This window comes from Amycolatopsis antarctica, assembly GCF_002262875.1.
GTDB classification, from domain to species: domain Bacteria; phylum Actinomycetota; class Actinomycetes; order Mycobacteriales; family Pseudonocardiaceae; genus Amycolatopsis; species Amycolatopsis antarctica.
In genome coordinates this window covers 75,447-91,771 of the sequence record NZ_NKYE01000001.1, presented here as the reverse complement: position 1 = coordinate 91,771, position 16,325 = coordinate 75,447, and the positions used below count along the sequence as shown (strand labels likewise).

The following is a 16,325-nucleotide window of genomic DNA, read 5'->3' as shown; positions in this document are numbered from 1 at the left end:
CGCATCATCCCCGCAGCCGCATCCGGCGCAGCTTGCCCGTCGCCGAATGCGGCAGTTCCTTGGCGAACTCGACGGTCCTGGGCACCTTGTAACGGGCCAGCCGCGACTCACACGCCTCGACGATCTGCTGCTCGGACAACGAGGCTCCGGTGGCCGGGACGACCACCGCCTTCACCGCCTCGCCCGCCACCTCGTCCCGCACGCCGACCACCGCGGCCTCGGCGACCTCCGTCAGCTCGGTGATCACGTCCTCCACCTCGTGCGGGTAGACGTTGAAGCCGTTGACGATGATCAGGTCGTTGGCGCGGTCGACCAGGTGCAGGTCGCCGTCGGTGTCGAGGTAACCGACGTCGCCGGTACGGAACCAGCCCTGTTCGTCCGGCCCGTAGCGGCCGTCCGGCCAGTAGCCGGAGAACAGGTTCGCCCCGCGGACGGCGACCAGCCCGGTGCCGCCGCCGTCCTCCTCGAAGGTGTCGTCCAGGTCCGTCGGGTCCAGCGGCACCGGTTCGCCGGAGCCGTCCGGTTCGACCAGTCGCAGTTCCACGCCCGGCAACGGCCTGCCCACCGAACCCGGTTTCGGGTATCCGGTGACCAGGGTCGAGGTGACGATCGGCGCGGACTCGGTCAGCCCGTACCCCTCGAAGACGCCGAGGCCGGTCGCGGCCCGGATTCCTGCCAGCACCTTGGGATGCAGCGGGGCGGCGCCCGAGGTCAGCCTGCGGACGGTGGACAGCCCGCCGCCGAGCTCGTCCGGGGGCAGCGCGGCGAACTCGGCGTACATCGCCGGGACGCCGACGATGGCCGTGACCCGGTGCTCCGCGCAGTCGGCGAGCGCCCGCGCGACGTCGAAGCGCTCGGCCAGCACCACCGTTCCCGCGACCGCGGCCATCTGCAGCAGCCCCGCGCCCAGGCCGTAGACGTGGAACAGCGGGATCGCGATCAGCATCCGGTCGAACTGCTCCAGCGCGGGCGGCTCGATCCGCTGGAACTGCTCGATGTTGGCGAGCAGCGCGCGGTGGGTGAGCATCACGCCGCGCGGGGGGCCGGTGGTGCCTGAGGTGTACGAGATGACAGCGACGTCCTCACCGCCGCCGCGCTGCCCGTACGCCCGTGCCGTGCCCTCGGTGACCGGGGCGAGCGCGGTCACCGTCTCCGGGAGGCCGCCGTCCGGCCGCTGCTCCGGTGCGGAGCCGAGGATCAGCCTGGCGCCGCTGTGGTCGAGCAGGGTGCGCAGCTCCGCGGCGGGGGCCTGCGGCGGCAGCGGCACGGCCACACCGCCCGCGCGCAGAACGCCGAACAGGGCCGTCACGAAGTCGATCGAGGTGGGCAGGCGCAGGGCGACGCGGTCGCCGGCGGAAAGCCCGGCAGCGGCGAGCGCTTCGGCCTGGGCGCTCACTCTGGCGTCGAGTTCGGCCCAGGTCAGCGTGGCCCCGCCGGTCGTCTCGATCAGCGCCACGGCGTTCGGCCTGCGCTCCGCCGCCCCGGACACCAGGCCGGCGACGTTGCCGCCCGCGCCCCCGATCGATACCGATCCGGAGGTGTGCTCAGCGGCCACGTTCCGCCCCTTTCGCCGTCGACAAGGTCCTGGGCCCAGTCTCGCACCAGGATCCCCCGTCATGGGGAGTGATTTGTCCCGCCGCAGGTCCGAACCAGAACACCACTACCTACTTAGCGGTAACTACACGTATGCTCCTTCGAGCGACCTTGAGTGGCGACCGTCACGCAAGCCGTCACGAGGAGCCGTTGCGCAGGCCGCGTCCACCCACCCAGGGACGCTCCCGCGCAGCGCTGAGCCCCGGAGTCGACGCCGACAGCCGTGGGGGACCAGGGCCTTCGGAGGTGCCAGACGATGAGCCTGCAGGCCGCAGGAGTGAGCGTGGCGGCGTTCGTGCCGCGCCCCGTTCCGAGGGTGTGCGCGCCGCCCGTTCCCGCACGCCCCGCCGCGGGGACGCCGGTGGCGGCCGACCCGGCGGAGGCTGCCAGGGAGGCCGCCAAGATCGAGGCCTGGGACCTGGTCCGGGCGGCACAGAACGGTGACGCCGAGGCTTTCGGCAAGCTGTACGACCGCTACGTCGACGTCGTCTTCCGCTACGTGCTCTTCCGCCTCGGCGACCGCGACGTGGCCGAGGACGTCACCAGCGAGACCTTCCTGCGCGCGCTGCGCCGGATCACCTCGGTCAGCTACCAGGGTCGCGACGTCGGCGCCTGGTTCGTCACGATCGCCCGCAACCTGGTGCTCGACCACGTCAAGTCCAGCCGGTTCCGACTGGAGATCGTCACCGACGAGGTCTCCGAGAACGGCACCGCCCCGTTCGCCGGGACGCACCCGCAGTCGGCGGCGGGCCCCGAGCAGCAGGCGATCAGCAACGCGACCAACGACGTGCTGTTCGCCGGGATCGCCGAACTCGGCGAGGACCAGCGGGAATGCATCGTGCTGCGGTTCCTGCAGGGCCTGTCGGTGGCCGAGACCGCGCGGATCATGCACCGTAACGAGGGCGCCATCAAGGCCCTGCAGCACCGGGCCGTCCGCAGGCTCGCCCAGTTGCTTCCCGGCGGACTGCGCTGACCGAAGCCGTCACCGGCCCGCCCCGCTCGTCCGTCCCGCTCACCCGCCTGTCACCCACCCCGGTGCCTGGCCGTAACCGGGCCGTGTCCACCGTCGTTGCCTCTAGTACCGCTGCCGCGCGGAGAACGCCGACGGCCGCGGTACGGCCAGGGCGCCCCCTGACCGGACGGCGTACGGGAGGGCGGGACTGCGGTCGTGAACGTGCCTTCGCGGTTCGGACGGGACGCGGGTGAGCGGGAACGCTTCGCGCGCGCCGTCGACGCGGACGCCCCCGCCGACTCCGCCCTGGACGCCGAACTCGCCATCGTCGCGCGCCTGCGCCGGGCCGGGGAGGACACCCCCGGGCCGGACCGGGACGCGCGCGGCCGCATCGCCGCGGGCATCGCCAGGGGCATGCCCACCGGGGACGCCCCCGTGAGCAGCTCGCCCACCGGCAGGCGCGACCGCGTGCGCGGACGGCGCGGGCACACCTTCGCCCCGGTGCTGGCCGCCGCGGCCTGCGTGGTGATCGCGTTCGGCGGCGTCGCCGTGCTGCTCTCCGAGGACACGCTGCCCGGCGACACCTTGTACGAGGTGAAACGCGCGCGCGAATCGGCTTCGATCGAGCTGACCTTCGACGCGGAGGGCAAGGCGGCCAAGCGGCTCGAGTACGCGGCGCTGCGCGTCGACGAACTCACCGAACTCGCCGGGGCGGACGGGCAGCCGTCGGCGTTCGGCATCGCGCTGGACGGCTTCGACAGCGACACCCGCGCCGGCGTCGGCGGGCTCACCGCCGCCGCTGCCCGTACCGGCAGCGACCGGCTCGACCGGCTGCGCTCCTGGACGATCGCGCAGTCCGGCAGGCTCGCCGCGATCGGGCCGCGAATGCCCGCACCGGTGGCCGAACGGCATGCCGAGACCCTCGCGCTGCTCGCCCGCGTCGACGAAAGGGCGGCCGCGCTGACCGAGCGGATGCGCTGCCCGCAGATCACCTCCGGCGCGCAGGACGACCTCGGCCCGCTGCCCGCCGTCACCGAGTGCGCCGAACCGCCGGAGGCCGCGATCTCCGAGGTCGGCACCGTGCCGCCGGAGACGGGCGCCTCCCCGGACGTCGCGGTGCCGGACCCGTCCCCCGAGGTCCCCGCGCCCGAACCGCCCGGCGAGCCGGAACCGCCTGCCGAACAGCAGGCCGCGCCACCGGTCGTGCCCGCCCCGACACCTCCGCTACAGGGGACCCCTCCGCCGCAGGGACCGATCGTGCCCGCCCCGGTTCCCGACGTACTGCGCCCCGCCCCGGCCCCGAGCCGTCCGCCCACGTCCAGCAGGCCCCCGCTGATCGAGATCCCGCCGCTGCTGCCCGGCCTGCCCGGTATCCGCCTTCCCTGAGCGGTTACCCACCTCGACGCCAGGCGTCCGGCGGGTGACGATCCGACGGCGCATGGTGAGCACTCACACGTCGCCGGGCCGCTCTCGATACGCTGTGCCCGGGGCCCGGCCCGACCGGGTCCACGCGGTGGAGTCGAGCCTGGAGGCGGTGTGCGTGTCGCGGTGGGGTGGCAGGGCTAAGGGCCGGGAACTGGAACGTCGCGCCGCGCTGGCGGGCGAGGCCTCGGCCGACGCGGCCGTGGCCATGGAGGCGGCCACGGCGCAGGAACTCGCCGACGCCGGACTCGGCGCGATGGCCGAGGGTGAGGACGGCCCTCCCGGTACGCCGCCCACCGCTCCGCCGGATCTCACCGCTGCCGCCTTCTTCGACGTGGACAACACGATGATGATGGGCGCGTCGATCTTCCACTTCGCCCGAGGGCTCGCGGCGCGCAAGTTCTTCTCCACCTCCGATCTGGCCGGATTCGCCTGGCAGCAGTTCAAGTTCCGGGTCGGCGGCCGGGAGAACTCCGAGGACGTCAAGGCCAGCCGGGAACAGGGTCTGTCGTTCGTCGCCGGGCGCACCGTCGAGGAGATGGTTGCCATCGGCGAGGAGATCTACGACGAGCTGATGGCCGACAAGATCTGGTCCGGCACGCAGGCGCTCGCCCAGATGCACCTGGACGCCGGCCAGCGCGTCTGGCTGGTCACCGCCACACCGGTCGAACTGGCCGCCATCATCGCCCGGCGGCTCGGCCTCACCGGCGCACTCGGCACCGTGGTGGAGAGCGAGGACGGCGCCTACACCGGACGGCTGGTCGGCGATCTGTTGCACGGCAGGGCCAAGGCGCACGCCGTGCGGGCGCTGGCGGCGCGTGAGGGCCTGAACCTGCGGCGCTGCACGGCGTACTCCGACTCGCACAACGACGTGCCGATGCTGTCGGTGGTCGGCACCGCGGTGGCCGTCAACCCGGATACTGCCCTGCGCGACACGGCACGCGCACGGCAGTGGGAGATCCGCGACTTCCGCACGGGACGCAAGGCGGCGAAGATCGGCGTGCCCTCGGTGCTGGGCGCGGGCGCGGTGGCCGGAGCGGTGGCGGCGGGCATGGCCTACCGCAAGCGCACCGCCTGAACCGCCGCAACGCCGCCGGAGCCGAGCCCCGGCTCCGGGAAGCTCAGCTCCGGAAGATGCCGTTGCGGGCGGACAGCCTGCGGTACAGGCCCTGCTGCACGGCCTCGCGCACCTGGTCGGTCAGGTTGAACACCAGCATCGGGTCGTCCTCGGCGCCGGGCTCCAGGTCGTCGGTGCCGATCGGCTCGCCGAACTCGATGTGCCACTTCGTCGGCAGCGGGATCCCGCCCAGCGGGCCGAGCAGCGGGAAGAACGGCGTCACCGGGAAGTACGGCAGGCCGAGCAGCCGGGCGAGCGGCTTGATGTCGGCGATCTTCGGGTATATCTCCTCCGCGCCGACGATCGAGCAGGGAATGATCGGCACGCCCGCGCGCAGCGCCGCCGAGACGAACCCGCCCCGGCCGAAGCGCTGCAGCTTGTACCGCGAGGAGAACGGCTTGCCGATCCCCTTGAAGCCCTCCGGCCACACGCCGACGAGCTCGCCCGAGGACAGCAGGCGCTCCGCGTCCGGGTTGCAGGCCAGGGTCTGGCCGGACTTGCGGGCCAGCGAGCCGACCAGCGGAAGCTGGAAGACCAGGTCCGCGCCGAGCATCCGCAGGTGCCGGTTGCGCGGGTGCTCGTCGTGTACCGCGATCGCCGTCATGATCGAGTCGAGCGGCACGGTGCCGGAGTGGTTGCAGACCAGCAGCGCACCGCCGTCGAGGGGCAGGTTCTCCACGCCGTACGTGCTGACGCGGAACCACTTCTCGTAGAGCAACCGCAGCGGCGGCAGGATCAGCGTATCGGTGAGTTCCGCGTCGAAACCGAACTCGTCGACCTCGTAGTCGCCGGTGAGCCGGTTGCGCAGGAAGTTCAGCGCCGCGCCGACGCCCTCGGGCAGCGGATCGCGCTCGGCGGTCACCGGCGGCACGGGCTCCTCCCGCGGCAACTCGACGACCGAGGCCTCCGGGGCGACGTCCTCGGTCACCGTCTGCCCGGTCACGGCCTCCCCGGTCACCGGGGAACGCTCGGAACGATCCCGTCGCGGGCCGTGCAGCGGGATGACCTGGGCCGCGGAGGAACTCGTCACGGTGTCCGCCTCACTTTCCTGTCGTCGTGGTTCGTTCATCGGGACGCCGCCTGACCGGTCACCGCCGCGGTGGCCAGCCTGCGGGCGAAACCCGCGACGCTGTGGCCGTCGACGACCGGGCGGAGACCGCGTCCGCGCACGTAGTCGTCGAAGGCCTCGCGGGTACTCCAGCGCGGCGTGTAGCCGAAGTCCTGCTTGAGCCGCGTGTTGTCCACGACGCGACCGAAGTTGAGCATCCGTACCTGGTCGGCGGAGAAGTCGACGACGCGCGCGCCACGCAGCACCTTGCTCATCGAGGGCACCGCGGACCGCGGCACCGGCAGCTCCACCCGGCCCGCCCTGCGGATCGCCTGGGACAGCGTCAACACGCCGTCGGCGCCGATGTTGAACACCCCGGGCAGGTCGTGCAGTGCGGCGCGTTCCATGACGGCGAGCGCGTCCGTGGAGTGCAGGAGTTGCAGGCGGGCGTCGTAGCCGAGCACGGTCGGCACCACGGGCAGCGAGAAGTAGCGGGCCAGCACCGTGTCGACCTCGGGGCCGATCAGGTTGGAGAAGCGCGCCATGGTGACCGTGATGTCGGGGCGCCTGCGGGAGAATCCGCGGACGTAGCCCTCCATCTCGACGGCGTCCTTGGCGTAGCCGCTGGAGGATCCGGGGTTGATGTCGGAGTCCTCGGTGTAGACGGCGGGAGCCCGGGACCCGGCGCCGTAGACGGCCGTCGTGGACTTCACCACCAGTTTCCGCACGAGCGGGGAACGCTGGCAGGCGGCGAGCAGCCGCATGGTGCCGATGACGTTGACTTCCTTGATCGCCGTGCGCTTCGCGGGACCGGCCGGGTGGGCGGTGGTGGAGGCGTGGATGACCGTGTCGACGTTCGCCGAGCTGATCACCTTGGCGATCAACGGATTCCTGATGTCGACGCGGACGAACTCCGCCCGCCCCATGCGCTGGAGGATCTCCTTGCGCGGCGGCGTGGTGTCGACTCCCAGCACCCGCTCGAAGTCGGAGTTGTTGCCGAGCCTGGCCAGCAACCGGCCGCCGAGCTCACCGCCTACTCCAGTGACGAGCACGATGTTGGACGGCATACTGCCCCCTGCTCGAGGATGGGATTCACGTTCGATACCGCTGCCCGCGCCTCGGCGCCGAGCGCTCGAACGGGCTCAGGCAGGTATCGCTCTTCCGGTGATGCATCGCATCGCTGCCCGGAATGTTACCCCGGGACGGCGCTGGCCGACCGCCGCCTAACGAGCTGTTAACCCAGGTCATGCCGTTCTAACGGACTTGTCACCCGAACGGCGGCGGCCCGCCCAGAAACTGGACGGGCCGCGAGCCGAACCTGTACCGCTACCGGACTACTTGCCGGCCTTACGACGCTGCACCCGCGTGCGGCGCAGCAACTTGCGGTGCTTCTTCTTCGACATGCGCTTGCGGCGCTTCTTGATCACTGAGCCCACGGGTGCTCCTTAAGGTCAGACGTTGGTCGCGCGGCCAAGCGCACAACCAACGGAGTGGAGCGCAACTGCCACGATCGACGTGTCAGGTTACCCGCGCCGGTCTGGCGCTGGTCCGACGCCCCCGCCGCCGGAGCGGCACGGGAGCCGACGATCTTCGCGGCGTCGTGTCAACCGACGTCGAAGTAGGCGCCCTCCAGATACGCGTGAACGGCCTTTTCGGGCACCCGGAACGACTTGCCGACGCGTACGGCCGGCAGTTCACCCGAGTGCACCAGGCGATAGACGGTCATCTTGGAGACCCGCATCAACGCGGCCACCTCGGCGACCGTCAGGAACTGAACCTGCCCGACCGTGTTGCCACTGCCAGGCGAGGCATCTTTCTTCTTCGGCGGCATAGTTCACCGTGTCCTTCGACACGTGTCGCGCCGCGCGGCTTCCCCACCGGCGGTACCGACACGCACGTGCTTCTGGAGAGCGTAGCGGGACACATGGGGCCAATGCGACGCCTGGAGCCGAGATTAGGCCCTCCCAGCGACTTCATCACCATCGACGAACAGCATTCGGGTGACGTTTCGCGGCATTCGCCGAGGTTGCGGGTCCCTGCCCCTCGGTCGCACCGCCCGACACGACCTGCCGCACCGCCCGACACGGCCTGCTGCACCGCCCGACACGGGGTGCTGAGACGCCCGACACGGCGTGCCACACCGCCCGACACGGCATGTCAGGGCGCGCGACACGGCGTGCTGGGCCAGGGCGTCAGGAGGGCCTGTCCTCGTGCGCCCTGCCGAGTTCGACGGATCGGTCTCGTGCCGCCTCGATGGCAGCGAGCAACGCCGCCCGGACGCCGTGGTTCTCCAGCTCCCGGATCGCGTTGATCGTGGTACCGGCCGGGGAGGTCACCGCCTCGCGCAGGGTGACCGGGTGCTCCCCGGTCTCGGCGAGCATCTTCGCCGCCCCGACGGCGGACTGGACGATCAGCTTCTCCGAGACGTTCCGCGGCAGCCCCAGCAGAATGCCCGCGTCGATCATCGCCTCGACCAGGTAGAAGAAGTACGCGGGCCCGGAACCGGACAGCGCGGTGACGGCGTCCTGCTGCGACTCCGGCACCTTGACGACCGTGCCGACGCAGGCGAGCAGCTCCTCCACCAGTGCCAGATGCGCCGAGGTCGCGTTCCGGCCAGGGGAGATCGCGCTCATCGCCTCGCCGACGACCATCGGCGTGTTCGGCATGACCCTGACTACCGGAGTGCCCTCGGGCAGCCTGCTCTCGTACAGCGAGGTGGGCAGGCCCGCGCACAGCGAGACGATCAGCTTGCCCTCGTGCAGCAGCGGGGCCAGATCGTCCAGCACCGGCCCGATGTCCTGCGGTTTGACCGCCACCACGAGCACGTCCGCCCGCTCGGCCGCCTGCGCCACCGTGACGGCCGAGATGCCGTAGCGCTTCGTCAGCTCCGCCGAACGTTCCGGGGCACGCTCGGTGAACAGCAGCTCGTCCGGCCGCCTGCCACCGCTGAGCAGCCCCGACAGCAGAGCCTCGCCGATCTTTCCCGCTCCCAGTACCGCGATCGTGGTCATGGCCGCCAGCCTGCCATTCGCACTCAGGACGCCGGTGCCAGGGCGAGCTGACGCGCCTGGCAGACCACCCGCCCGGTGGCGTCCACGACCGTGGCGTCGGAGTCGAACCAGGGTTCCTGCAAGGACCGGCAGTCCACCTGCACGCGCAGCCAGCCCGGCGCGGGATGCGTCCGTAACAGCGCGGTGAGCTGCACGGTAGGCGCCCAGCCGGTACGGCCGGTGTTGAAGACGACCGGCGGGTTGACGTCCCCGGCGAACAGCGCGAAGAACGGGTCCGGCGCGCCCTCGCGCGGGCGGACCCACAGGTGCATCCGCGGCGGGTCGCCCACCCGCCCGGCCAGGTAGCCGGCCGTGCCCGGATCGATCCGCACGTCGCAGCCCCTGGCGATGTTGAACACGCCCTCGGCGGTGTCCCCGGTGAGCTGCACCGCGCCCGCCGGCGGCTCGACCGGCTGCGCGGCGACGTCGGTCCAGGTCGGCTTGCGGATCGGCAACCGGCCGACGGTGACCCTCGCCTCGACGCAACTGCGCCCCCGCTGCTCCAGCACCACGCCCAGCACGGTGGCGCGGCGGCCGAGCTTGCGCACGTCGACGCGCAGCAGCACCGGCCCGATCGCGGGCGGGCGGAGGAAGTCGGCACTGACGACCATCGGGTCGGCGGGCGGGTCACCACGTTCGGCGAGCAGGGTGGTCGCCGCCTTCGCCATCAGCGACATCAGGAATCCGCCGTGCGGATGGTTCCCGATCGACCATTCGGGTCGCAGGTCGGCGATGAAGGTGCCGTCCCCCAGCGATCGGGCCACACAGGCGGCGGCGAAGGGCACGGCGTCCGCTGCGGAGCTCACGAACGACTGACCAGTGCGTGCAGGAAGAACGCGGTGTTCGCGGGGCGTTCGGCGAGCCTGCGCATCAGATAGCCGTACCACTGTTCGCCGTAGGGCACGTAGACGCGGACCACGTGCCCGGCCTCGGCCAGCCTGCGCTGCTCGTCCGGGCGGATCCCGTACAGCATCTGGTACTCGAACTCGCCCGGCTGCCTGCCGTACCAGCGCGCCCGCTCGCCGACGAGTTCGACGAGCCGGGGGTCGTGGGTGGCGAACATCGGGTACGCACCGCCCTCCAGCAGGGCGTTCGCGCAGCGCACGTAGGAGAGGTCGACGTCGTGACCGTCTCCGAAGGCGACCTCGGCCGGCTCCGCGTACGCACCCTTGCAGAGCCGGACGCGCGAGCCGGCGGTGGCCAGCTTCCGCGCGTCCCGTTCGGTGCGGTGCAGGTAGGACTGCAGCACGGCACCCGCGGACGGCCAGGTGTGCCGCAGTTCCTCCAGCACGTCCAGGGTGCCGGTGGTGGTGCGGTGGTCCTCCATGTCCAGCGTCAGCGTGGTGCCGCACTGCTCGGCCGCGGCGCAGATACGCCAGGCGTTGTCCAGCGCGAGCCGGTCCGACAGGAGCTGCCCGACGGCGGACAGCTTGACGCTCACCTCTGCCCGATCGGACAAGCCGGCGCCGTGCAGCGCGTCGAGCAGTTCCAGATAGGCCAGCACGGTGACCTCGGCCTGGTCCTTGTCGTGGGTGTCCTCCCCGAGGTAGTCGAGGGTGGCGTGCAGCCCGTCGCCGGCGAGTTCCCGGACGGTGCGCACGGCGTCGGCGGTGGTCTCCCCGGCGACGAAGCGCGACACGAGCGTGCGTCCGCCGGGCAGTGTGGCCACGGCCTGGCGGATCGTGTCGTTGCCTGCGGCGGCGAGGATCAACGGGCGCAGCGGGTTCACCCGGGCAACTCTACGTGGCAGACAAGGGAAAAACCGCCGTGGGCACTCGTACCGCCCGAGAAGTCGATCTTGAAAGCCGGGAAGGGCTCACTGTCCGAGATGCAGCTTGGCGAACAGCAGCGCCTCTGCCAGGTCCTTCACCCGCTGTGCCTGCGAGACGACCCGGCGAGTGTTGATCTCCAGCACGATCTGGCCTTCGAAGCCCGTGTTCGCCAGCCACATCAGCAGCTCGGCACAGGGTTGCCCGCCCCGGCCGGGGACGAGGTGCTCGTCCTTCGGGATGCCGGTGCCGTCGGCGAGATGGACGTGGCCGAGCCCGTCACCCATCCGCTCGGCCAGCGCCAGCGCGTCCATCCGGGCGGCGGCGGTGTGTGAGAGATCCAGGGTGTAGTGCCGGTAGCCGACGTCGGTGGGATCGATGGAGGGGCCGAACGCGGAGACGCGGCGCTCCGGATCACCGACCGGTGGCCGGACCTTGAACATGTTCTCCACCGCCACCTCGACCCCGCTCTCCGCCTCCAGCTCGGCGACCAGCTCACGGAATCCGGCCCCGTAGCGGAGCTGCCAGCGGAACGGCGGGTGCACCACGACCGTCCGGGCCCCCAGGTCGTACGCGGCGTCCACGGTGCGCCGCAGCCGGGTCTCCGGGTCCGGTGACCAGATCCGCTGGGTGATCAGCAGCGAGGGCGAGTGGATGGAGAGCACCGGCATACCGGTGTCGCGGGAGAACCTGCGCAGCGCGCCGACGTCCTGGCTGAGCGAGTCCGCCCAGACCATCACCTCGACGCCGTCGTAGCCCACCTCGGCGGCGAGTTCGAATCCCGCGTCCGCACGCAGCGGCCAGACCGATGCCGTCGAAAGGCCGACGGGAATCGGCTCCCCGCTCACCCGCTACCTGGCGACCAGCAGCAGGGCGGCGGGCGAGACCGTCACCACCAGGCCGACCAGCAGCGCGAGCACCGTCGTCTGCAGGTCCTCGGCGCGGCGGATCTTGCGGACGATCCAGACCAACCCGGCGATCACGACGACGGCGGCGATCAGGGCGGCGGCGGGAAGTTGGCCCCACAGCCAGTTGAAGCCCAGCCACACCGCGGCACCACCGACCACACCGGCCGCGAGCTGGACGCCCATCGTGGCCCACTGCTTGCCCGGTGACTCGTCCTGCTCGTAGTCCTCGTCGAGGTCGGCCTCGTCGTAGTCGTAGTCGTCCTCGGTGTCCGCCTCGTCGGTGTCGACCGCGCTCGCCGAGTGGAAGTCGTCCGGGTGCGGCTCGTCCTCGTAGTCCTCGGCAGGTTCCTCGAACGCGGAACGGACGGGGGCGTTGACCGCCGTCTGCTCACCACGGGCGGGCGGCTGCTGCCCCGGCGGGCGCACCGCGGCCGGGTCGATCGGCTCGATGCCCACCTCGGTGTCCTCGGTGAGCGACTTCTCCCGGCGCTTGCGCCACCGGGCCAGGCCCGCGGGCGGTGCGCCCGGCGCGAGGCCCGCGGGCGTGTCGCCGGGGCCCTCGGTCTCGGGGGCGTCCAGCGGCTCGGCCGGCAGCCGGGACTCGACGGCCGGGAACTGCTCGGTGTTCGGCTCCGGCGGCGGCTGCCTGCGCGCGGGCCTGCGCAACGGGCGCGGCGGGACGCCGAAGCTGCCGCTCGGCTGCTGTCCCGGCTGCGGCGGCGGGAAGTAGCCGGTGCTCTCGCCCGCGCCGTTCGGGCTGCCGTTGACCGGGCCGGCGGGTGGCGCGTCCGGGCCGTCCAGCCGGGAGGACAGCGAACCGGAAGGACCGGCGAAGTACCCGCTGCCGCCATTGCCCGCGGGCCTGCGTCCGCGTGGCGGCCGCTGCGGGAGCTCGTTCTGCGGACGGTCGTTCTGTGCGCCGAAACCAGGGCGCGGCGGCAGCGGCATGCCCTGCGAGGGCTGCTGGGGCGGGTTGTCGGCGGGCTCGGGTTTCGCCCGGCGCCCACCGGACGGGCGGTTGGCCGGTGGCGGGGTGTGGCCTGCGACCCGGTCGATGATCGCCTGCGGACCTGTCTGGGTGAGGTCCTGGTCGGCGTCGTCATCGCCCTCGGCACGGCGACGCCGACGCCGAGGGGCGTCCGGCTTCGCGCCGTGCTGAGCCAGGAGCTCAGCGACCGTGCGCTGGGGCTCCTCTTCGCTACTTCGAGTCATCCCGTCCACCGTGCCTGTTGCCAGTGATCCAAGTCCAGTTCCGCGGTGCGTACTCACACTCCACGGTCCTGTCCGCTCACAACTGCAGTCTGGTCTGTGCCGTTCGAATGGTCCAGCCGCCGAAGGATCACACCCTCCCGCAGCGCCCAGGGGCAAATCTCCAGCTCCGACAGTGACAACGCTCGCATCGTGGCCTGCGCCACCAATGCTCCGCCGGCGAGCTGATGGGCCCTGGAACCGCTCACTCCTTCGAGTTCCGCCAGGTCGGCGGCGGGCATCCGGGAGATGAACGCGATGAGCTGACGCAGTGCCGTGTCGGTCAGCGTCCGCCGTGCTCTGGGGCCGGCGGCCGAGGGGGCGGCACCGGTCAGCCGGGCCAGCGAGCGGAACGTCTTCGACGTCGCCACCACTCGATCGGGCGCACCTATGCGTGTCACCTTCTTCGCCAGCCCGGCGAGTTGTTCCTCCAGCCAGGCCGAGGTGGCGACGAGTTCGGACCGGCTCGGCGGGTCGTTGCGGAAACGGGTCCTGGTGATCCGGCCCGCGCCGAGGGGCAGCGACTCGGCCAGTTCCGGCTCCTCGTCCATGCCCATCGCGATCTCCAGCGAACCGCCGCCGATGTCGAGCACCAGCAGCCTGCCCGCTGACCAGCCGAACCAGCGGCGGACGGCGAGGAAGGTCAGCCGGGCCTCGTCGACGCCGGAGAGCACCTGCAGGTCGACGCCGGTGCGCTCGGCCACCTTGCGCAGCACCTTCGCCGAGTTCGTCGCCTCCCGGACGGCCGAGGTGGCGAACGCCATGACGTCCTCACAGCCCAGCCGTTCGGCGGCGGCGCGGGCGGATTCGACGGCGAGCACCAGCTCCTCGGCACCGGACCGGCTCAGCTCGCCGTCGCCGGTGATCTGCTCGGCGAGCCGCAGCACGGTCTTCTCCGAGTGCATCGGCGTCGGGTGGGCACCACGATGCGCGTCCACTACCAGCAGGTGAACGGTGTTGGAACCGACGTCGAGTACCCCTAGGCGCACAACCGGCGAGCGTACTCGGCCGGGTCCGGGCCCCGGACGCTCAGGTCTCGAACTTGTAACCGAGGCCGCGCACGGTCACCAGATGACGGGGCGAACCCGGGTCCGGTTCGATCTTCGACCGCAGCCGTTTGACGTGCACGTCCAGGGTCTTGGTGTCACCGACGTAGTCCGCGCCCCACACCCGGTCGATGAGCTGTCCCCTGGTGAGCACCCGCCCGACGTTGCGCAGCAGGTACTCCAGCAGGTCGAACTCCTTCAGCGGCAGCGAGACGTCGCCGCCGTCCACGGTGACCACGTGCCGTTCGACGTCCATCCGCACCGGGCCCGCGGCCAGCACGGCCGGGGCGAGTTCCCCGTCGTTGCCCGGTTCGCCGCCACGCCGCAGCACCGCGCGGACGCGGGCGATCAGCTCCCGGGCCGAGTACGGCTTGGTGACGTAGTCGTCGGCACCGAGTTCCAGCCCGACCACCTTGTCGATCTCGCTGTCCCGCGCGGTCACCATGATCACCGGCACGGCGGAGCGCTGGCGGAGCTGCTTGCAGACGTCGGTGCCGCTCATCCCGGGCAGCATCAGGTCGAGCAGGACGATGTCGGCTCCGTTGCGGTCGAACTCCTCCAGCGCCTCCTGGCCGGTCACCGCGACGGCGGCGGTGAAGCCCTCCTTGCGCAGCAGGAACGCCAGCGGGTCGGCGAAGGACTCCTCGTCCTCGACGATGAGCACCCTGGTCACGCCGCCTCCGATCCGGAATCCACGCCGGGGGCCGTCCGCCCGGTCGGTACTGCCCGCACGAGCTCGGTCACGAATCGCCTCCATGGTCGGTGTTGTCCTGTCCGGTGGCCACGAGCCGGGGGGCACGGTCCGGGCTCCTGTCCGCCGCGGGTCCGCCGATGGTGACCCGGCCGTTTCCGTTGCCCTGCTTGGTTCTCGCGGCGTTCGCCTGGTCGGCGCCGATGTGCGCGGGGATGCTGAGAGTGAACGTCGACCCGGTGCCGGGCCTGCTCCACAGCCGCACCTCCCCGCCGTGGTTGGCGGCGACGTGCTTGACGATCGCGAGCCCGAGACCGGTGCCGCCGGTGGCCCGGGAGCGCGCCTTGTCCACGCGGTAGAAGCGCTCGAACACGCGCTGCTGCTCCTCCTCGGCGATACCGATGCCGCGGTCGGTCACGGCGATCTCCACCCCGTTGCCGGTGAGCCGCCTGCTGATCGAGACGGGGCTGCCCGGCGAGGAGTAGGCGATGGCGTTCTCCAGCAGGTTCGACAGCGCGGTGACCAGCAGCGTGCGGTCGCCCTCGACGAGCAGGTCGCTGGCGTCGTCGGTGGTCACGCTGATCTCGGCGGCCTCGGCGGAGAGCCGGGCGCGGCCGAGGGACTCGCGGACGACGGCGTCCACCTCGACGACGTTGAGGTCGGGCAGGCGTTCGGCGCCCTGCAGCCGGGAGAGCGCGATGAGTTCGGTGACCAGGGTGCCGAGGCGGGTCGACTCGCGGAGGATCTTCTCGCCGAAGCGGCGCACCTCGTCCGCGTCGTCGGAGGCGTCGAGTACGGCCTCGGTGAGCAGGGCGATCGCCCCGACGGGGGTTTTGAGCTCGTGGCTGACGTTGGCGACGAAGTCACGCCGGACGGCCTCCAGCCGCAGCGCCTCGGAGTGGTCGACGGCCTCGACGACGGTGAACCCGTCCCCGAGCGGGCGGACCACGCCCAGCACCGCCTCCGGCTGCCTGCCGCTGCCGCGCAGTTCCAGCAGGGAGAGGTCGACCTCGATCGCCTCGTCGGTCTCCATGACCTGCTCGGCGGCGACGCGGGCGCGGGCGTCCGGCTGGTTGGACCGCACCAGGCCCATCTCCTCGGCGCGTTCGTTGTGCAGCACGAGGTCACCGAAGCGGTTGAGCACCAACACGCCGTTGTTGGACGAGTGGACCAGTCGCCGGAGCAGTTCGGCGACGGTCGGCCCGGTCGGCCGCCGCGCGGCCCGCACCCGGCGGCTCCGGGTGATCAGGAGACCGGCGAGCACACCGACCACCAGCGTTCCGGTGGCCAGGGCGAGCGAGGCAGGCACGGACACGGGGGGATCGTAAGCCGGGAAGTAGCCCGAAAGGCTAGTCCTGGACGGCTTCTCGTGACGGCCGCGACACCTGCGGCGTGCTTGTTCGCCGCCGCTTCAGGCGCTGTTCACCTGATCGACCCTCGCTCGCGACCAGGAGCCGTCACCGGTGCGCCACCCGATCGGG

The 16,325-nt window shown here is 71.7% G+C and carries 16 protein-coding genes; 3 read left to right on the top strand and 13 right to left on the bottom strand.

The window, feature by feature from the left end; all coding sequences use genetic code 11:
- Positions 1–4 precede the first annotated feature (4 nt).
- A complete protein-coding gene (locus tag CFN78_RS00475) occupies positions 5–1,555 on the bottom strand; it encodes an AMP-binding protein (RefSeq protein ID WP_240519170.1) in 1,551 nt (516 codons plus the stop codon).
- A 294-nt stretch (positions 1,556–1,849) separates the two neighbouring features.
- Between CFN78_RS00475 and CFN78_RS00470 the strand changes: the two genes are divergently transcribed.
- The 3 genes from CFN78_RS00470 (at position 1,850) to CFN78_RS00460 (ending at position 5,045) form a co-directional block, all read left to right on the top strand.
- Positions 1,850–2,566: a sigma-70 family RNA polymerase sigma factor gene (locus CFN78_RS00470; RefSeq protein ID WP_094860533.1), complete on the top strand. Its 717-nt coding sequence runs from the start codon at positions 1,850–1,852 to the stop codon at positions 2,564–2,566.
- A 201-nt stretch (positions 2,567–2,767) separates the two neighbouring features.
- A complete protein-coding gene (locus tag CFN78_RS00465; RefSeq protein WP_133116262.1) occupies positions 2,768–3,931 on the top strand; it encodes a DUF5667 domain-containing protein in 1,164 nt (387 codons plus the stop codon).
- Between the two features lie 154 nt (positions 3,932–4,085).
- Entirely contained in the window at positions 4,086–5,045 is a 960-nt protein-coding gene (locus CFN78_RS00460; protein WP_420807841.1) for an HAD family hydrolase, read from the top strand.
- A gap of 43 nt (positions 5,046–5,088) precedes the next feature.
- On the opposite strand, the gene CFN78_RS00455 is transcribed toward CFN78_RS00460, so the two are convergent.
- From CFN78_RS00455 to CFN78_RS00400, 12 genes are all read right to left on the bottom strand, one after another.
- On the bottom strand, positions 5,089–6,114 hold the full coding sequence (locus CFN78_RS00455; RefSeq protein ID WP_420807835.1) for a lysophospholipid acyltransferase family protein: 1,026 nt from the start codon (positions 6,112–6,114) through the stop codon (positions 5,089–5,091).
- A 35-nt stretch (positions 6,115–6,149) separates the two neighbouring features.
- Positions 6,150–7,199, bottom strand: a complete 1,050-nt coding sequence (locus tag CFN78_RS00450) for an NAD-dependent epimerase/dehydratase family protein (RefSeq protein WP_094860530.1) — start codon at positions 7,197–7,199, stop codon at positions 6,150–6,152.
- Positions 7,200–7,466: 267 nt separating this feature from the next.
- Positions 7,467–7,568 (bottom strand): 30S ribosomal protein bS22, encoded by a 102-nt coding sequence (locus CFN78_RS00445; RefSeq protein ID WP_007030867.1) that lies wholly within the window; start codon positions 7,566–7,568, stop codon positions 7,467–7,469.
- Positions 7,569–7,735: 167 nt separating this feature from the next.
- A complete protein-coding gene (locus CFN78_RS00440; protein WP_094860529.1) occupies positions 7,736–7,963 on the bottom strand; it encodes a helix-turn-helix domain-containing protein in 228 nt (75 codons plus the stop codon).
- Between the two features lie 361 nt (positions 7,964–8,324).
- Entirely contained in the window at positions 8,325–9,143 is an 819-nt protein-coding gene (gene proC, locus CFN78_RS00435; protein ID WP_094860528.1) for a pyrroline-5-carboxylate reductase, read from the bottom strand.
- Between the two features lie 23 nt (positions 9,144–9,166).
- Positions 9,167–9,988, bottom strand: coding sequence for a thioesterase family protein (locus CFN78_RS00430; RefSeq protein ID WP_240519167.1), 822 nt, complete (start codon positions 9,986–9,988; stop codon positions 9,167–9,169).
- On the bottom strand, positions 9,985–10,911 hold the full coding sequence (locus CFN78_RS00425; RefSeq protein ID WP_094860527.1) for a proline dehydrogenase family protein: 927 nt from the start codon (positions 10,909–10,911) through the stop codon (positions 9,985–9,987). The genes CFN78_RS00430 and CFN78_RS00425 overlap by 4 nt, the downstream gene beginning before the upstream one ends.
- Positions 10,912–10,998: 87 nt before the next feature.
- Positions 10,999–11,799: a sugar phosphate isomerase/epimerase family protein gene (locus CFN78_RS00420; protein ID WP_094860526.1), complete on the bottom strand. Its 801-nt coding sequence runs from the start codon at positions 11,797–11,799 to the stop codon at positions 10,999–11,001.
- 3 nt (positions 11,800–11,802) lie between these two features.
- Entirely contained in the window at positions 11,803–13,071 is a 1,269-nt protein-coding gene (locus tag CFN78_RS00415) for a hypothetical protein (protein ID WP_094860525.1), read from the bottom strand.
- A gap of 53 nt (positions 13,072–13,124) precedes the next feature.
- On the bottom strand, positions 13,125–14,096 hold the full coding sequence (locus CFN78_RS00410; protein WP_094860524.1) for a Ppx/GppA family phosphatase: 972 nt from the start codon (positions 14,094–14,096) through the stop codon (positions 13,125–13,127).
- A 40-nt stretch (positions 14,097–14,136) separates the two neighbouring features.
- On the bottom strand, positions 14,137–14,826 hold the full coding sequence (locus tag CFN78_RS00405; protein WP_094861018.1) for a response regulator transcription factor: 690 nt from the start codon (positions 14,824–14,826) through the stop codon (positions 14,137–14,139).
- Between the two features lie 67 nt (positions 14,827–14,893).
- The gene (locus tag CFN78_RS00400; RefSeq protein WP_094860523.1) at positions 14,894–16,159 is read right to left on the bottom strand and encodes a sensor histidine kinase; all 1,266 of its coding nucleotides are present in this window, start codon (positions 16,157–16,159) and stop codon (positions 14,894–14,896) included.
- Between the last annotated feature and the right edge of the window lie 166 nt (positions 16,160–16,325).

What these genes read in the sequence shown, in the direction of transcription:
- CFN78_RS00470 (WP_094860533.1), top strand. Translation starts at nt 1,850, where the DNA reads ATGAGCCTGCAGGCCGCAGGAGTGAGCGTGGCGGCGTTCGTGCCGCGC.
- CFN78_RS00450 (WP_094860530.1), bottom strand. Translation starts at nt 7,199, where the DNA reads ATGCCGTCCAACATCGTGCTCGTCACTGGAGTAGGCGGTGAGCTCGGC.
- CFN78_RS00440 (WP_094860529.1), bottom strand. Translation starts at nt 7,963, where the DNA reads ATGCCGCCGAAGAAGAAAGATGCCTCGCCTGGCAGTGGCAACACGGTC.
- proC (WP_094860528.1), bottom strand. Translation starts at nt 9,143, where the DNA reads ATGACCACGATCGCGGTACTGGGAGCGGGAAAGATCGGCGAGGCTCTG.
- CFN78_RS00415 (WP_094860525.1), bottom strand. Translation starts at nt 13,071, where the DNA reads ATGACTCGAAGTAGCGAAGAGGAGCCCCAGCGCACGGTCGCTGAGCTC.